Raw genomic sequence first — 16199 nt, forward strand, 5'->3', positions numbered from 1 at the left:
TATCCACGATGAAATAGGCTTAGAGTCTGCACCCCTCTCTCAGCCTATTTCGTGAGCCGATCATGTGCGTTACCTGGCACCTCAAACCCCATTCCGAGCTTAGCAAGACCGAGCTGTACGCGGCCCTGGCGCTGCGCACCCAGGTATTCGTGGTCGAGCAGAACTGCCCTTATCTGGAAGTCGATGGTCGTGACCTGGACGGTGATACCTGCCACCTGCTGGGCTGGCAGGGCGATGAACTGGTGGCGTATCTGCGCCTGCTCGATCCGGCGCTCAATGACGGCGAAGTGGTGATCGGCCGTGTGGTAACCGCTGCAAGCGCACGCGGCACCGGCCTCGGGCACGGCATGCTGGAGCAGGCGCTGCAGGCCTGCGCCCAGCGATGGCCGGGCGTCCCGGTCTCTATGTCGGCCCAGGCGCATCTGCAGGGTTACTACGGCCGCTACGGTTTCGTCGCAGTGACCGACGAATATCTGGAAGACGACATCCCGCATATCGGTATGCGCCGCGAGCCATAAGCGATAGCCCTGCGGTAATTGGCGATCCGTTTCTGCTGTGGGCTTTAGCCACCACCCAAAACACCTACAGCCCGAAGCTCCGAACCGCATGCTCTGAACCTCCAGCCACCACTGGCGTTGAATGGCTTTGGTGGGCTAAAGCGCCACCCTACGGTCATGCCCTGGGGTAGGGTGGGCTTCAGCCCACCACAACAGCGCCCACAGCCCGAGGTGCTGAACCGCATGCTTTGAACCTCCAGCCACCATTGGCGTTGAATGGCTTTGGTGGGCTAAAGCCCCACCCTACGGCTGATGCCCCTGGGAGTAGGGTGGGCTTCAGCCCACCACAACAACGGCCACAGCCCGAAGCTCCGAACCGCATGCTCTGAACCTCCAGCCACCATCGGCGTTGAATGGCTTTGGTGGGCTAAAGCCCCACCCTACGGTTGATGCCTCTGGGGTAGGGTGGGCTTCAGCCCACCACCACAACGCCCACAGCCCGAAGCTCCGAACCGCATGCTTTGAACCTCCAGCCACCATTGGCGTTGAACGGCTTTGGTGGGCTAAAGCCCCACCCTACGGTTGATGCCTCTGGGAGTAGGGTGGGCTTCAGCCCACCAACCGTAAGGGCTTCATCTACTCCAACCTCAATGAAAATCCCGACTGCGCACATCCAGCCCCAGTAGCCAGTCGGTCAGGTCGACCAACCTTCCAGCGATCACGTGTTGCACACCATTGGCGGCCTCCAGATGCCCATCGATGCGCAGCAAGCGCGCTTGCAGCAGTGTCTTGCGCTGGCGCTCGGCCAGTTCCAGGCGCACCAGCACGTTGATCATGCCGAACTCATCTTCCAGGGTGACGAAGGTCACGCCGCTGGCGGTCTGTGGGCGCTGGCGGCCGATGACCAGACCGGCCACGCTGACCATGCGTCCGGGCTCTACCTGCTGCAGCTCGCGCTGGCTGCGGCAGCGGGCCGCCCTGAGCTTGCTGCGCAGCAGCGACAGCGGGTGCGGGCCGAGGGTGGTGCCCAGTGTCGCGTAGTCGGTCAGCAGGTTTTCGCCAACGCTGGGGCGCGGCAGCTCGATGGCGGTTTCCCTCTGTGCCGGCAGGCTGGCGAACAGCGGCAACTGCGGCTCGACACCGGCGATGGCCCAGCGCGCCTGATGGCGATGGCCGACCAGTGCCTGCAGGGCGCCAGCATCGGCCAGCCGCGCCCGTGCGGTGTTGTCCAGGCGGGCACGTTGGCACAGGTCGGCCACATCGCTGAACGGCGCGACGTGGCGCGCGGCAGCCAGGCGCAGGGCGTCGTCCTCACGAAAACCCTTCACCAGGCGCAGGCCGAGGCGAATGGCTGGCTGCGCCTTGTCGATGGCCTCAAGGGTGCAATCCCACTGGCTGTAGCGCACGTCCACCGGGTGGATGCGCAAGCCGTGGCGGCGGGCATCCTGCAACACCTGATCGGGGTTGTAGAAACCCATTGGCCAACTGTTGATCAGCGCACAGGCGAACGCCGCCGGTTCATGGCATTTGAGCCAGCAGCTGGCGTAGGTGAGCAAGGCGAAGCTGGCCGCATGGGACTCGGGAAAGCCATAGCTGCCGAAGCCCTTGATCTGCTCGAAGATGCGGTTGATGTATTCAAGTGGATAGCTCTTCTCGAGCATGCGCTCGCTCAGCCGCTGGCGGTGGTGCTCCAGGCCTCCATGACGCTTCCAGGCCGCCATGGAACGGCGCAGCTCGTCCGCTTCACCCGGGGTGTAATCGGCGGCGATGATCGCCAGCTCCATCACTTGCTCCTGGAACAACGGCACACCCAGAGTGCGCTCGAAGACGGGCTGCAGTTCGTTGGAGGGGTAGGTGACAGGCTCTTCCTGATTACGCCGGCGCAGGTAGGGATGCACCATGTCGCCCTGAATCGGCCCCGGCCGCACGATGGCCACCTGGATCACCAGGTCGTAGAAGGTCGCGGGGCGCAGGCGCGGCAGCATGGCCATCTGCGCGCGGGATTCGATCTGGAACACGCCCACGGTGTCCGCGCGGCTGATCATCGCGTAGGTGGCCTTGTCCTCCGGGGGCAGCGTGGCCAGCGTCCAGCGTTTGCCGCGGTAGTCGGCAAGCAGGTCGAAGCAGCGGCGCAGGGCGCTGAGCATGCCCAGGGCGAGCACGTCGACCTTGAGCAGGCCGACCGCGTCGAGGTCGTCCTTGTCCCACTGGATCACCGTCCGCTCGGCCATGCTGGCGTTTTCCACCGGCACCAGCGTGTCCAGCGGGTACTCGGAAATCACAAAACCGCCAGGGTGCTGCGAGAGGTGACGGGGAAAGCCGATCAGCTCACCGGCCAGCACCAGCACGCGGTGCAGCACCTTGCTCTGCGGGTCGAAGCCGGCTTCGCGCAGGCGCTCGGCATCCGGGATACGGTCGCTCCAGCGGCCACAGCAGGCGGCCAGGGCGTTGATCTGATCCGGCGGCAACCCCAGGGCCTTGGCCACGTCACGAATCGCCCCGGCACCGTGATAGGTACTGACCACCGCCGTGAGCGCCGCCCGCTCGCGGCCATAGCGGCGGAACACGTACTGGATGACTTCCTCGCGGCGGTCATGCTCGAAGTCCACGTCGATATCCGGCGGCTCGTTGCGCTCTCGGGACAGGAAGCGCTCGAACAGCAGTTTGCTGTGCATCGGGTTCAGCTCGGTGATGCCAAGGGCAAAACACACCACCGAGTTGGCTGCCGAACCGCGGCCCTGGCAGAGGATCGACTGCTTGCGGGCGAAGCGGACGATATCGTGCACGGTGAGAAAATAGCTCTCGTAACCCAGTTCGCCGATCAGTTGCAGTTCGTGCTCGATGCGGCCGCGGATCGCCTCGCTGAGGCCTGCTGGCCAGCGGCCGGGGATACCATCCTCGACCAGCTTGCGCAGCCAGGAGGCCGCGTCATGACCGGCGGGCACCAGTTCGTGAGGGTAGTGGTACTCAAGCTCGCCAAGATCGAATCGGCAGCGCTCGGCAATATGCAGGGTTTCGGCCAGTAACCTGGGCGGATACAGCTCGGCCAGCTCCTCGCGGCGGCGCAGGTGACGCTCGCCATTGGCGAACAGGTGCGCGCCGGCTTCGGCCACCGGCAAGTGATGACGGATCGCCGTCATGCAATCCTGCAGGGCACGGCGGCCACGGGCGTGCATGTGCACGTCACCACAGGCCACCGCAGCGACACCCAGTTGCCCAGCCAGGCCCAGGCAATGCTGCAGGTGGGCCCGATCATCGGCGCCACGGTGCAAGGCTACGCCCAGCCACAGGCGCTCGGCAAAGCGTGCCTGCAGCCAGGCACCGGCTGTGGCGTCGTCACCGGGGCGTGGTAGCCAGATGGCCAGCAAGCCGTCCGGCGTCGCTGGAACGTCCTCCTCCAGCAGCCGGTAATGACCTTTCTCCGCACGCCGACGGGCCCGGGTGATGAGCCCGCACAGCGCCTGGTAGCCGCTCAGGTTCTCGGCCAGGAGGACCAGCCGGGCACCGTTTGGCAGCGTCATCTCGCTGCCAACGATCAGCGCCACCTCATGTTTCCTGGCGGCCTGCCAGGCGCGCACGATGCCGGCCAGGGTGCATTCGTCGGTGATCGCCAGGGCGCGATAACCAAGCAGCCTGGCGCGCTCGAACAGCTCTTCGGCGCTGGAGGCACCGCGCTGAAAACTGAAATTCGACAGGCAGTGCAGCTCGGCGTAGGCCACCTGGTTCATGCGAACCAGCCATGCAGCTGCAGCGGGCCATCTTCGCCGACCGCACGGAACGCCCAGCCACGCTGACCGCTGCGGGTCTCGATCAGGTAATAGTCGCGGCGCACGTCCTCGCCATCCCACCAGCCGGATTCGATGCGCTCCGGGCCGCTGAGAACGCGCAGCCCGGCTCCCTGCAGCGCCTGAGGTTCCGGCAGCAGCCAGCTGGGCCGGGCCGCGCATTGCCCGGTAACGGCGCTGCTCATGGTCTGCGTGCGCCAGGCCTTCTCGGGGCGATGATCGGCATGGGCGCTCAGGCCCTGCACAGCGTCGTCACCCAGGCGCGCCCGCAGGCGTTCGCGCAACTGCTCCCAGCCCAGGGTCTGCTGCGGGCGTTCGTCGAACAGCGCCTGGTGCTGCGGCACGAACACCGGCAGATCACTGGCCACCAGGCGGATTGCCAGCACCGGCGAGGGCAGTTGCAGCTGTTCCAGGCGGCCACGGGTGAACTCCAGCAGCATCGCCGCTTCCCGTTCGGCACTGAGCAGGCCCACCGGCAGCAGGCTGGCATCCCCCTCGCGGTGTTCCAGGTGCACCACGAAACGCTGCACGCCGCAGTCCCGGCCCGCCAGGTAGGCGGCCAGGTCGGCGGTCAGGCGACGCAGCGGAAACAGCAGGGCCTGGGTCGACTCCGCTTCGAAGTGCAGCTCCAGGCGCGTGTCGAACACATCCGGCGGCCGGTAATAATCCAGCGCCAGTGGGCGCAGGCCCAGCAGGGTATCGAGGCGGCTCAGCAACTCGGCAGGAAAGCGCCGCGCCAGGCTGTCACGGGGCAGCGCCTGTAACTGACGCACCTGGCGCAGGCCCATGCGCGTGAGGGCCGTGACCAGCTCGACGGGCAGGCCGATTCGATCCAGAGGCATGGCCGCGAGCTGCTGGTGCAGGGCCTGTTCGTCCGTCACCGCCAGGCCATCGTGGAGATTGGCGAGCATGCGCGCTGCAGCCGGGTTGTGCGCCAGGGTGATGCGATGACGAAAGCCCAGCGCCGTCAGCTCCTCGCGCAAGCGCGCCTCGAAGCGCGGCCAGGGACCGAACAGGGCCAGACTGGATTGCACCTCCAGCAGCAGGCAGCGTGGGTAGTGCAGGCTGACCTGGGAGCTGAAACCGTAGGCCCAGGCAGCGAGAAAAGTGCGCCAGCGCTCGATATCGGCAGGGTCGTACTCGGCGCTGGCGAACGCGCAGTTCAGCGATTGCGCAGCCGTGAGCGTCTGCCCCGGACGCAGGCCAAGCGCCCGGGCCGATGGGGTTACCGCCTGCAACAGGCGCCGCTGCGGTGTGCCGCTGAGCAGCACCAGCGGCGTGTCGGCGTCTTCGCGGCCACGCAATACCCCGTCCATGGCCAGTTGTGGCAGCAGAATGCAGGCCCAGCGCATGTCATCGACCCCAGGCGCTCAGGGGAAACGTGCGTGCCGGTGGCTGTCCGCCACGGCACTTGAGCACGCGCACCTGAGCCGGTTGCGCTTCTATGGTCAGGCGCAAGGCCGCCGGCGAAGGGTTCTGCGCCTCATGCAGCGGGCGGTAGGCGAAGGCCAGGGTCTGCCCGGTTTCCGCAGCGATCTGCAGGCGACGCAAGGCCCGATCATCGGCACGCTGCGGCCAGAGCACCACCGCCCCGCAACTGCCCGAGCGCAGACACTGCTCGGCAGCCCACATGGCCTCCCGGGCAGACGCCTGGATCAGCGTCAACTGCTTCAGCTCCACCCCTGCCGCCAGCCAGGCGCCGGGGTAGGGCAGGTAGGGTGGAGCGATCAGCACCACCCGCTCACCGGCAGCGCTCAAACGCGCCAGCGTCGCCAGCAACAAACGCAGCTCGCCTATACCTGGTGCCGCAACCAGCAGCTCGCTCAACGCCGCTTCCGGCCAGCCACCACCGGGCAGCGATGCATCCAGCGCCGCGTTACCGGTGGGCTGGTGACCACTGGGCGCGACAACGCTCTGGCCACGCCAGATACGGCGCTCGTTGAGCAAATGATCGAGGGCTACGACAGAAGACATGGCAATCGGCTAGCAGAAAAAATACTGTTCAAATGTACAGTATTTTGTTTCTCCAACAAGGGAGTATCCGCCGAGTGGAGCACCCTGCACCCCGACCGATCCCAGGCAGACGGCTTACCGGCATCAGGTCGAACAATGCCGCAATGGCCTGCAAGGCTCCGTACTCAAGGCCTGCGGCCCGAAGGAGGGCGGTTCGCTGCCAGCGAATGAGGCAAGCAATTGAAACCAAGCGAAAAAAATCGCCCGACGGGCTTCGCCAAACCGATTTCTGCTGATATCATGCGCGCCGCCTGGGAAGATGCCGGAGTGGCCGAACGGGACGGATTCGAAATCCGTTGTATCAGCGATGGTACCTAGGGTTCAAATCCCTATCTTCCCGCCATATCTCAAGCAAAAGCCCCCGAAATTCATAGAGTTTCGGGGGCTTTTGCTTTTCAGGGTCTATCTTCTGTCGAAAAGGATGGCGGCATGAGCGAAGCAAGCGACCGAACCGTAGCCTTCATCGCAAACCTTATCCCTCTCTATACGCACATCATGGGAGTGGCAGTCTACGACCCGCTCCCATTTACCCCTGTTGGGAAGAGACCTGAGGGGCGCTACATTACTGCTGCGGGAGGATTATCGGCAGCGATGTAGCTTCATATAGCGTAACGATCCTGCTCAGCTTCGGGCGACCACCTTGGCACGGCGTGCCGCGAATGCGGCTTCTACGTCTGCATTGGATCGGCCTCGACCGGCTTCGACCGATGCTCTAGCAGCAGCGACCTTGCGCCGAACGAAATCTGCATCTTCCTTGGTTTGCTGCTGATGGCGGATGTAGTCGTGCATGAGATCGCGCATTACCTGAGAGGCCGGTAGGTGGGCAGCTTGACCGCAGCCATGTAGCTGTCACGTCATTCAAGCTCCCGTTTTAGGTTGAAGAGCGCTTCTTTGACGATGGCAGTTATACCGTTGTGTGTGTAACGCACTACCCCGGCGTTCGCGGAGCTTGTGCAACGGACGTGATGATGCTGGCCAACAGACGATGAAGGTCACTGCGGTGGCCGCTGTGGGCTGCTGAGGCATGCTCGTCCGAGGTCATCGCGACGGTCAAGCCAAGTCGCGGCACGAGGTAGAGCATCTGTCCGCCGTAGCCCCAGCCGTAGCGGATGTCTTCGCCTGCGATACGGGTCAGGAACCAGGCATAGCCATGCCCGTCGCCAGTCCAGGGCGACTGCGTGCGCTGCTGCCAGGAGGCATCGATCCATGTCTGCGAGACCAGGCGCTGGCCAGACGCCGTAACGCCGCCGCGACGGTAGAGTTCGCCAAAGGCGAGCAGGGAGCGCGGGCTCATGGCCATCTCGTTGCCGCCCATGTAGATGCCCTGCGGATCGCGGGTCCAACTGGCGATCTGGAAGTCGTCCAGAGGCCCGAGCCAATCACGGGCCAATCGTAGCGTCGAGCGCCCGCTCTGGCGGGTCAGTATGGCGGAGAGCAGGTGCGTGGAGCCTGTCGAGTAGATCATCCGGCCGCCGGGTTCGTCCTCGAAGGGGCGCGCAAGGGCCGCTCTTACCCAGTTGCGGCTGCCGACCCAGGCGCCGTAGTTCCGGCCGGATGTGGAGCCCAGCCCGGCCTGCATCGAGAGGAGGTTGCCAACCGTCAGCCGCTGCAGGCGTGGATCGGGATCGGCCGGCAACTCCGCCGTCAGCAGCGATGCCACTCGCTGGTCGGTGCCCGCGAGAACGCCCTTGTCGATGGCGATGCCGACCAGCGCCGATATCACCAGCTTGGACGCCGACTTTATATTGGTGGCGGCGGTGGTACGGTGCCCCCGATAGCCGCGCTCGGCGATGATCTGCCCGTCGCGGGCAACCATCACCGTCTCCAGCGGCACCAGCGCGGCAGCTTGATCGAGAATGCCGTCCAGCGTGGTGGTTTGCGGTGCGGCCGCGGCATGCACGGGTGTGCCCAGTATCAGGACGAAGGCGAGGGCACCGTACGTCAACACAGCACGTGCGCGGCTCGATGGGGAGGTGGTGGATACGATCATGGCTGGGCTGGCTCCGAGGCTTGCCAGGCTGTGTGAAAACTACTGCGCTCGGTTATGCGGCGTTAAAAGCCAGCTCAAAATGCTCATTTACACCTCTTGAGCTGCGCTTTTGACTCGCTACGTTCGCCCCGCGGGCCAACTGCGCTGCGTTTCGCCGGTTTGCGGGGGCGCCCAGCCCTTGCCTAACCTTCGCTCGCTACGTTTTCACACAGCCTGTTGCGGGCCCTCTTTCAAGCACCGCCGCTGAATGTTGCATAGGTTCTACCATCGTCGTGACCTGTCCGGCCAGCTCGGAATCCGACGTTGCCTACCTACTCGTGGGGGGCATCGTTGCAGAGGCGCCGCAAGCGCGATCATCAAACCACGCCAACGGCCAGGCACCGCTCCGTCAGCGGTGCCATGGGTTTGGTTTTTTCTCCGCCAACGGTGTGCGTCGAAACGTGACGAAATCGTCCCAAACGGTTTCAAGATCCCTGTTGCCCCGCCATACCCGAAAACACAAAACCCCAGATTTCAGAACAGAAATCTGGGGTTTGTGTCTTTGGCAAAAGCGTTCAGGGCGAATGTCGGCACGAAGCCTGTACGTTAGCCCGCCGTAGTGGCTTGAACGCGACGCACGCGACGACGCCAGCCGCGCCACATCGGCAGGGCGAGCATTACCGCCACCAGCACCCAGGTTCCGATGGAGATCGGGCTGGAAAACAGGATGCCCAGCTCACCGTTGGAGATCGACAACGCACGGCGCAGGTTCTGCTCCATCAGGCCGCCAAGGATGAACCCCAGCAGAACCGGGGACAGTGGGAAGTCCATCTTGCGCATGATGTAGCCGAGGATGCCGATGCCGACCATCAGGAACAGGTCGAAGGTGGTCGCATGCACCGCGTAGACGCCGATCCCGGTGATGATCGCGATCACCGGCGCCAGCGCCCAGGTGGGTACAGCCAGAATGCGGGTGAACAGGCCGATCATGGGGATGTTCAGGACCAGCAGCATGACGTTGGCGATGAACAGCGACGCGATCAGGCCCCAGACGATGTCGGGTTGCTGCTCGAACAGCAGGGGGCCAGGCGTGATGTTGTATAGCGTGAGCGCACCCAGCATCACCGCTGTGGTCCCCGAACCGGGTACGCCGAGGGTCAGCATCGGTACCAGGCCGCCGCACGTGGAGGCCCCGATGGCGGTTTCCGGCGCTGCCAAGCCACGGATATCACCCTTGCCGAAGTTGCCGCTGGTCCCTGCAATGCGCTTTTCCGTCATGTAGGCCACCGCGCTCGCCAGCGTGTTGCCGGCTCCCGGTAGCACGCCGATGATGAAGCCCGAGAGGCTGCACCGCAGGTTGACCATGGCCACCGAGGCCGCTTCCTTGAAATTGAACAGCATGCGGCCGGTCGTCTTGACCGCGACATGGCCGTGGTGGGTCTTTTCCAGCAGCAGAAGGATCTCGCTGATGGAGAACAGGCCCAGCACCAGCACCACGAACTGGATCCCATCGGCCAGGTGCACGCTGTCACCCGTGAAACGATACACGCCGCTGTTGGCATCGATACCGACCGCCGAGAGGAACAGGCCGATCAGCGCTGCAACGAACGTCTTCACCGGCTTATCCCCGGCCATGCCTCCCAGGCAGACGATAGCGAAGACCATGAGCACGAAATATTCGGCGGGCCCGAAGGCCACAGCCCAGGCGGCGAGTAGTGGGGTGAACAGCACCATGCCGCAGGTCGCCAGCAGCGCGCCGATGAAGGAGCTCCAGGCCGACAGCGACAGGGCGATGCCTGCCTTGCCTTGGCGCGCCATCGGGTAGCCGTCCAGTGCGGTCATGACGGTGGATGCTTCACCGGGGATGTTCAGCAGGATCGAGCTGATCCGGCCGCCATACTCGCAACCCAGGTACACCGCCGACAGCAGGATCAGCGCCGACTCCGGCGGCAGGCCGAGGGCGAAAGCGATGGGGATCAGCAAGGCCACACCGTTGATCGGCCCCAGGCCCGGCAGCAGACCGACCACGGTCCCGATCAGGGTACCAATCAGGGCGGTGATCAGGTTGTAAGGAGTCAGGGCAATACCGAAGCCGTGCCCCAGATAGCTCAAGGTTTCCATGGATCAGTTCTCCAGCGCGGCCAGCAGGCCAAGGGGAAGGGGGACATCCATTACACGGTCGAACAGCCAGTACAGCAGTACGCTCATGGCTCCCGCCACCAGGGCGCTGGTCAGCCAGCGGCCGCCGTAAAGCCTGGCCATGGGCACGCCGATGAGTATTGAGCTGAGAATGAAGCCCAGGGGTTCGAAGGCGGCTGCGAACACCAGCAGCAGCGCGAAACAGGCGATCACCTTGGTCAGCGTCGCACTGTCCAGCTCCGGCTCGTCTTCCGAGCGCGTGACGGGCGTGGGGCGAATCGCCAGGTACAGCAGCGCCACACCCATCAGGCCGAGCACCAGCAGCGGAAAGGCTCGCGGCCCCACCGGCTCATAGGAGAACGGGGCTTGATAGGGCCAGGCCATGACGGCCAGAGCCATGCACACCACCAGCAGGGAAACCGCGAAAATGCGTTGCAGGATCATGGGGAGAATCCTCGTTATATAGCGCGCAGAGCGCCCCGTGGCGGTGTTGCCTGCCCAGGCAACGGCATCGCCGGTGATCACGGGCAAGCCCGTTGAACAAGGGGGCGTACGATCGCGCTTACTGGGTCAGGCCGAACTCGCGGGCCAGGTTCTTGTACTCGGCGACCTGCTTCTTGACGTATGCATCCAGCTCTTCGCCGGTCATGGCAAAGGGATAGAGCTGGCGCTCGGTACGCAGCTTGGCGAAGTCCTCGGAGGCGAGTAGCGTGTCGAAGGCGTTCTTCCACCAGGCATAGGCCTCATCGCTAACCTTCGGCCCCAGGTAGTAGCCGCGGATTACCGGCCAGGTGACGTCGTAGCCCTGCTCCTTGGCGGTGGGAATGTCCGACACGATGGGACCTTCGAGACGCGTGTCGGCGAGCACGGCAAGAATGCGCATGTGGCCTGACTCGACATGAGGCACGGAGTCGGCAATGTCCGTGCTCGCCACCTGAATGTGCCCGCCGAGCAGGGCGGTCGCCAACTCGCCGCCACCTTCCATCGACACGTAGCGCATCTTCTTGGGATCGACGCCGCCGGCCTGGGCGATCAGCGCGGTCTGCACCCAGTCCTGGCTGCCCACGGTGCCGCCAGCGCCAATGACCACACTCCCCGGGTTTGTTTTGAGTGCGTTGATGAGATCGCCGAGGTTCTTGTAGGGCGAGTCGGAACGAACCGCGATCGCCCCATAGCTGGTGCCGACAGCGGCCAGCCACCTGACCGCGTTTTCATCGAAACGGCCAAACTTGCCCTGGGCGAGGTTCAGCAGCGAGCCGCTGGAGAAGGCCGTGATCGTGCCCGCATCAGCGGGCCGCTGGGCGACCACCGCGTTGTACGCCACGGCGCCGATGCCGCCCGGCATGTAGGTTACCCGCATCGGCGAGGAGAGCAGCTTCTCCTGCACCAGCGCGCTCTGCGCCAGCTTGCAGGTCAGGTCGAAGCCGCCACCGGGGGCCGCCGGTGCGATGCACTCGGGACGGCGTGGCTCCTCGGCCAAGGCATGTCCAGCCACCAGCGCGCAGCAGGCGGACAGGAGCAAACGACGAAACATGGGATTCATGGAACGCACCTCTGATTGTTTTTGTAATAGGAGCTAGCTACATCGCAAGCGCTGCGATGGGGGTATGCCGCGCAGCCGCGGTCAGGCAGCGGCCACGGTCAAACCGGGCGCAGGTGGCCGTGTAGGAATGGCATAGCGGGAAAAGGCAAGGGCACGAATGGCACATCGGTTGGTGACGAGCATGGGATGGCTCTCCACTGATTTTATTGTTAGGCGGCCTTTTTTTAATAGCCGTCCGCCGATGGTTCACCGGTTGCAGCAGTAATACGCCAGAAACCTTTCGTAAAGCTTTCATGGCTGCATGCACAGCGAAAAGATGTTTGTGCCGTTGAGACGCCTGATGGCGTGCCCGGGATCGTTCGAGCACTCCCCTCAAAACCCCCTGATATCCAGCGCGAAAGCCAGGGGGCTTGCATGCAGAACCCGGGTTTTGGCAAAAGCCACGCCCTCAGAGTTCGGCATCGAAGATGATCGTGACGTCGCCCTGATAGGTGCTACCCGGCTGTTTGAGCATCTCCTTCACAGCGGCCTGGGTTGCTTCAAAATGCAGTTGGGCGGGTTGGTTGAAGCCGGTCGACAGGCTTCTGAAGTGCTTGGCGGCAGCGCGCCCGACCGGCAGGTTTTCCCGGCGTACCGCGCCGCCATTGGCCAGGGCCACATGGCTGGGCAGTGTGACGGCGACATCGATCGGTACCTGGCGATTGTTCTGGTTGCGGATCGCGCAACTGCTGCCGGCGCTGTACTGGCAGTTCAGGTACATATTGAACGGGCCGCCGGACCACAGGCGAAATGGCAGGTCGCGCTGCAGCCGGGTCGGTTGCTGGCCGCGGTGTACCCAGTTGCCCCAACCGCCTTGCGGCTCCAGCACTGCACGGTCCGAGCCCGGCGGGAACTCGATCCTGACCTGGTGTTTGACCGTCAGCTCGAAGTCGATGCTGATGGTGCTTTTGCTCAGACCGGTGATGTTGTTGCCAAAGTCGAAATCACCATTGTTGCCGATGCGATAGGTGACCTGGCCTCTGTAGACACCATTGGCCAGGCTGAGCGGAGTCGGGGTGATCAGCTCATAGCCGACGGCCAGTTCGGAGACGCGCAGGTTCTTGGCGAAGCCGGCGCTCTGGGCCGTTGCGTCGACATAGCAGCCCCCAGGCGAACTGGGATTTCTGACCTGCCAGATGTATTGCGCGTAGCTCGACGCATTGCCTGTCTGGGCGTAGACACGCCAAGCGCTACAGCCTCCTTGCACGGCTGACCAGACAGGGTTGTCGAGCTGAGGTGCCGGGTCGTTTTCCGTACGTTGGCTGACTGCCGAGATGCGGAATTCGACCATGAAGGAATCGCCTGCCTCGTTCACCACACGGACCTGCCGGCTATCCGGTGCCTTGACATAGAAGCGGTTGCGCACATCGGACGCCAATTTGATCGCCCGCTTGTTAAAGGTCACGCCGCCGATACCCACCGAGAAGTATTTGTACTGGGTACAGGTCTCCGGCCAGCGCTGGCAGAAGCCTGCCTGGGGCGTGGTGTTGGTGAACCTGTTGTGCGAGGCATCCTGCAGGTTCGGATCGAAGCGCGCACTGATGGTCGCGTCGGCGGCCTGGACGCTGGTGCTCAGCAGCAGGCCGAGCATGGCGACAGGCACTAACGACCTGCCGAATAGTGTTGGGCATTTCATCGTGTAAGCCTTCTTCATCAACTGTCCGGGGTTTCAGTAGCGGAGTGGCCGGCTGCCAGGTCGTTGGCGGCGCACACCAGGTTTCCAACCAGCTGGCTGTCCTGTTCGCGTCGGTAATCACCTTTGTCGAGGCGGATCTGGCACAGCGCCTTGCCCTGCCTTTGCACGTCCAGGGTCGGTGTGGACTCGCTCATCTCCACGGCGAAGAAGCCATCGGCCTCGCTGACGCTGCGGCTGGCATGGTTGCTGATCAGTGCGCCCTTGAGCGGCCGACCCTGGGCGTCCAGCAAACGGCCCATGACGGTGACAGTGTTCATCACGCGGATCTTCTGGTAGCTCACTCCGCCCTGATTGAGGTGGTAGCTCACCGCTTGCGGTTGAATGACGGCGGCAGGGGCGTCGTTACCGGCGAAGTCGAACTGCACCGTGCCGCTCTTGTAAGCGGTGAGCGGGATCACGTTGCGCCCGGGCCTGAGCACGCTGCTGTGGCCGTTGATGTCATCGGCGCGCAGGGCGATGGCGGCATTGTCCGACTCGACGTCGACGATCATCCCGGCGGCATACAACTGGCTGTCGCCGCTTGCCGCCAGAGTGCCGGCCCCAAGGGCAACGGTGCTGGTGAGGTTGAGGCCACCACTCAGGGCATCGTCGTAGGAAGAGCGCTGCAGGTAGATGTCGCCGCTGGCCAGGTCGCCCTGGTAGTACGCGCTGCCGGACAGGCCGGTGCCGTAACTGTCTGCGTTCAGGGTGCCGGATACGCTGCGCAGGGCACCGTCATCGAAGCTCTGTTGGTAGGTCACCGCAGCGTTCTGTTCGCGCCCGCCATCCCGCGAGGCGCGGCTGCCGAAGCTGCCGGTGATGCGTTTGCCTGGTCCGCCGAGCGCCAGGCTGAGGGTGACATCGAAACCCCGGTTGCGCGCTTCACCGGAGCTGAGCGTACCGGGGCGGTCGAATACCGAGAGTCTCCAGTTGGCATCGCTGCCCAGCAAGCTGCCGTTGTACAGCCAGCCCAGATCGACGCCGGTGCCCTGGTTGGCGCCGCTGCTATGGGCCAGGCGTAACGTCGCGCTGCTCTTGTAGGTAACGCGGTGCTGTAACGACAAGGCGCTCTGCCGGATTTCAGCGGCCGAGCTGCGTGCGGTACGCGAGCCGTCGCCGCGCTCCAGAGTGCTGCGGCTGTGGCTGACCACCAGGCTGCCGCTGGTGTAGCTGTAGATGCCTTGCAGATCGAAGCCGTGGCCCTGGCTGCCGCTGTTGTACAGGTTGCCGTACAGATTCAGGTTGTCCAGCACGCTCCAGTCGAGGGAGGTGCCCAGTTGCGAGGTCTGGTCCACCCGTTGGGCGGAGAGGCCGAGTACGGCGCGCGGATGCAGCAGGTAGTTGGCGATGACGCCAGCGGTGAGAGCGTCCTCGTCGCGTTTCTCCCAGTTGCTCAGCAGGTCGCTCTGACGCCCCAGGTAAAGGTTGTAGCGCCAGGGTTGGTCCGGGTCATGCCAGTTGTTCGGCTTGTAGATGAATGCCGCCTCGTTGGAGGTGACCTGGCCATCCTCGACCAGGCGCACTTCCACTTCGTAGATGCCACCTGGCAGGCTGCGCGTATCTATAGCCTGCAGGCCCGGTTGTACCGGCTGGCTGTTGAGCAGTACGCCGTTGCGATAGAGCTCGACCACACCAGGACGGTTGGGCGTGACATAAATCGGTGTGGCGCTGGGGCTGCTGCTGTCCACGGCCAGGCTGTCGCTGCTGCCGTACATCAAACCCAGTGTGGTTTGTGGGCTGCTGCCGAGCATCTGCGGTTGGCGCATGACGCCGTGGGCGTCCGGGGTGAAGTAGCCCAGGCGCCAGAAATTTCCGGCGTCCTGGCGTTCCGCATAGAGGTTTTGGGCGTAGTAGCGAAGCGGTTCCTCGCCGTTGCCGGTGGCACTTCGGTGTACTTGCGCGCCTGCGACGGTGGTCCAGTTGCCGAGGCTGCCTTGCGCTTCCAGGGCGTAACGACCGGCGGTCTCCTGCTGCTGGCCACCGGTAAGATTCAATTGGTTGTAGAGCATCAGGCCTCTGCTACCCCCTTCGGGCAGTGAGTAGTAACGCTGCTGTTGCGGGTCGGCCTCGGCCTTCGCGGTGAGGATCGACAGCTGCGAAGTGGCCAGGCTGTAGTGCAGGGCCAGCAGTCCCGATGGGCAGGATGTGTGGCACGCACCCAATGGCTGAGCGTTGCCGAGCAGGTCGACCCAGGGTTGCCGTTCGGCCGGGGTGAAGGGGCTATCCGTGGTGTCGTTGAATTCGATAAGGCGCACGCTGTCGTCGCGTCCGAGCATCACCATGGCCTCGCCGAGCAGCCGGCCATCGAGGTCGACACGCACGGCCAGGGGTACCTCGAAGAGGTTTTCAGCGAAGTCCGCCGGCAGCCCTTGTGCCTGCGTCAGGATGCTCAGTGCCGACGTTGGCGTCGAGGTCGCCGCGACGGCTTGCGCAGTCAGTAGCGTGGCCGCACCGCAACCTAGCGACAGCAGAATGGATCGCGTCAGGAAAGACATCGAGAACATGACTCACCCCAGATTCGGAAAAGACCGCCCCTCTC

Annotated in this window: 11 protein-coding genes and 1 tRNA gene; 2 read left to right on the forward strand and 10 right to left on the reverse strand. The window is 64.2% G+C overall.

What is annotated here, in order from left to right; all coding sequences use genetic code 11:
• Positions 1–62: 62 nt before the first annotated feature.
• Positions 63–518, forward strand: a complete 456-nt coding sequence (locus tag FHR27_RS01830) for a GNAT family N-acetyltransferase (protein WP_179537614.1) — start codon at positions 63–65, stop codon at positions 516–518.
• 626 nt (positions 519–1144) lie between these two features.
• Here the strand turns inward: FHR27_RS01830 and FHR27_RS01835 are convergent.
• From FHR27_RS01835 to imuA, 3 genes are read right to left on the reverse strand one after another with little or no spacing between them, the layout of a single operon-like run.
• Positions 1145–4225 (reverse strand): error-prone DNA polymerase, encoded by a 3081-nt coding sequence (locus FHR27_RS01835; RefSeq protein ID WP_179537615.1) that lies wholly within the window; start codon positions 4223–4225, stop codon positions 1145–1147.
• Positions 4222–5634 (reverse strand): Y-family DNA polymerase, encoded by a 1413-nt coding sequence (locus FHR27_RS01840; protein ID WP_179537616.1) that lies wholly within the window; start codon positions 5632–5634, stop codon positions 4222–4224. The genes FHR27_RS01835 and FHR27_RS01840 overlap by 4 nt, the downstream gene beginning before the upstream one ends.
• A 1-nt stretch (position 5635) precedes the next feature.
• Positions 5636–6256, reverse strand: coding sequence for a translesion DNA synthesis-associated protein ImuA (imuA, locus tag FHR27_RS01845; protein ID WP_179537617.1), 621 nt, complete (start codon positions 6254–6256; stop codon positions 5636–5638).
• 292 nt (positions 6257–6548) lie between these two features.
• Here imuA and FHR27_RS01850 point away from each other — a divergent pair.
• A tRNA-Ser gene (locus FHR27_RS01850) sits at positions 6549–6638 on the forward strand.
• Positions 6639–6916: 278 nt separating this feature from the next.
• Here FHR27_RS01850 and FHR27_RS01855 read toward each other — a convergent pair.
• From FHR27_RS01855 to FHR27_RS01885, 7 genes are all read right to left on the reverse strand, one after another.
• The gene (locus FHR27_RS01855; RefSeq protein ID WP_257026787.1) at positions 6917–7084 is read right to left on the reverse strand and encodes a hypothetical protein; all 168 of its coding nucleotides are present in this window, start codon (positions 7082–7084) and stop codon (positions 6917–6919) included.
• A gap of 139 nt (positions 7085–7223) precedes the next feature.
• Positions 7224–8285, reverse strand: a complete 1062-nt coding sequence (locus FHR27_RS01860; protein ID WP_179537618.1) for a serine hydrolase domain-containing protein — start codon at positions 8283–8285, stop codon at positions 7224–7226.
• A 585-nt stretch (positions 8286–8870) separates the two neighbouring features.
• Positions 8871–10385, reverse strand: a complete 1515-nt coding sequence (locus FHR27_RS01865; protein ID WP_179537619.1) for a tripartite tricarboxylate transporter permease — start codon at positions 10383–10385, stop codon at positions 8871–8873.
• Positions 10386–10388: 3 nt separating this feature from the next.
• Complete coding sequence (locus FHR27_RS01870; RefSeq protein WP_179537620.1) at positions 10389–10847, reverse strand: tripartite tricarboxylate transporter TctB family protein; 459 nt, start codon at positions 10845–10847, stop codon at positions 10389–10391.
• 118 nt (positions 10848–10965) lie between these two features.
• Positions 10966–11946, reverse strand: coding sequence for a Bug family tripartite tricarboxylate transporter substrate binding protein (locus tag FHR27_RS01875; RefSeq protein ID WP_042552084.1), 981 nt, complete (start codon positions 11944–11946; stop codon positions 10966–10968).
• 448 nt (positions 11947–12394) lie between these two features.
• Complete coding sequence (locus FHR27_RS01880) at positions 12395–13588, reverse strand: hypothetical protein (RefSeq protein WP_197076946.1); 1194 nt, start codon at positions 13586–13588, stop codon at positions 12395–12397.
• A gap of 50 nt (positions 13589–13638) precedes the next feature.
• On the reverse strand, positions 13639–16164 hold the full coding sequence (locus FHR27_RS01885) for a TcfC E-set like domain-containing protein (RefSeq protein ID WP_179537622.1): 2526 nt from the start codon (positions 16162–16164) through the stop codon (positions 13639–13641).
• Between the last annotated feature and the right edge of the window lie 35 nt (positions 16165–16199).

Origin of the sequence: Pseudomonas flavescens (assembly GCF_013408425.1) — a bacterium.
GTDB lineage: Bacteria > Pseudomonadota > Gammaproteobacteria > Pseudomonadales > Pseudomonadaceae > Aquipseudomonas > Aquipseudomonas fulva_A.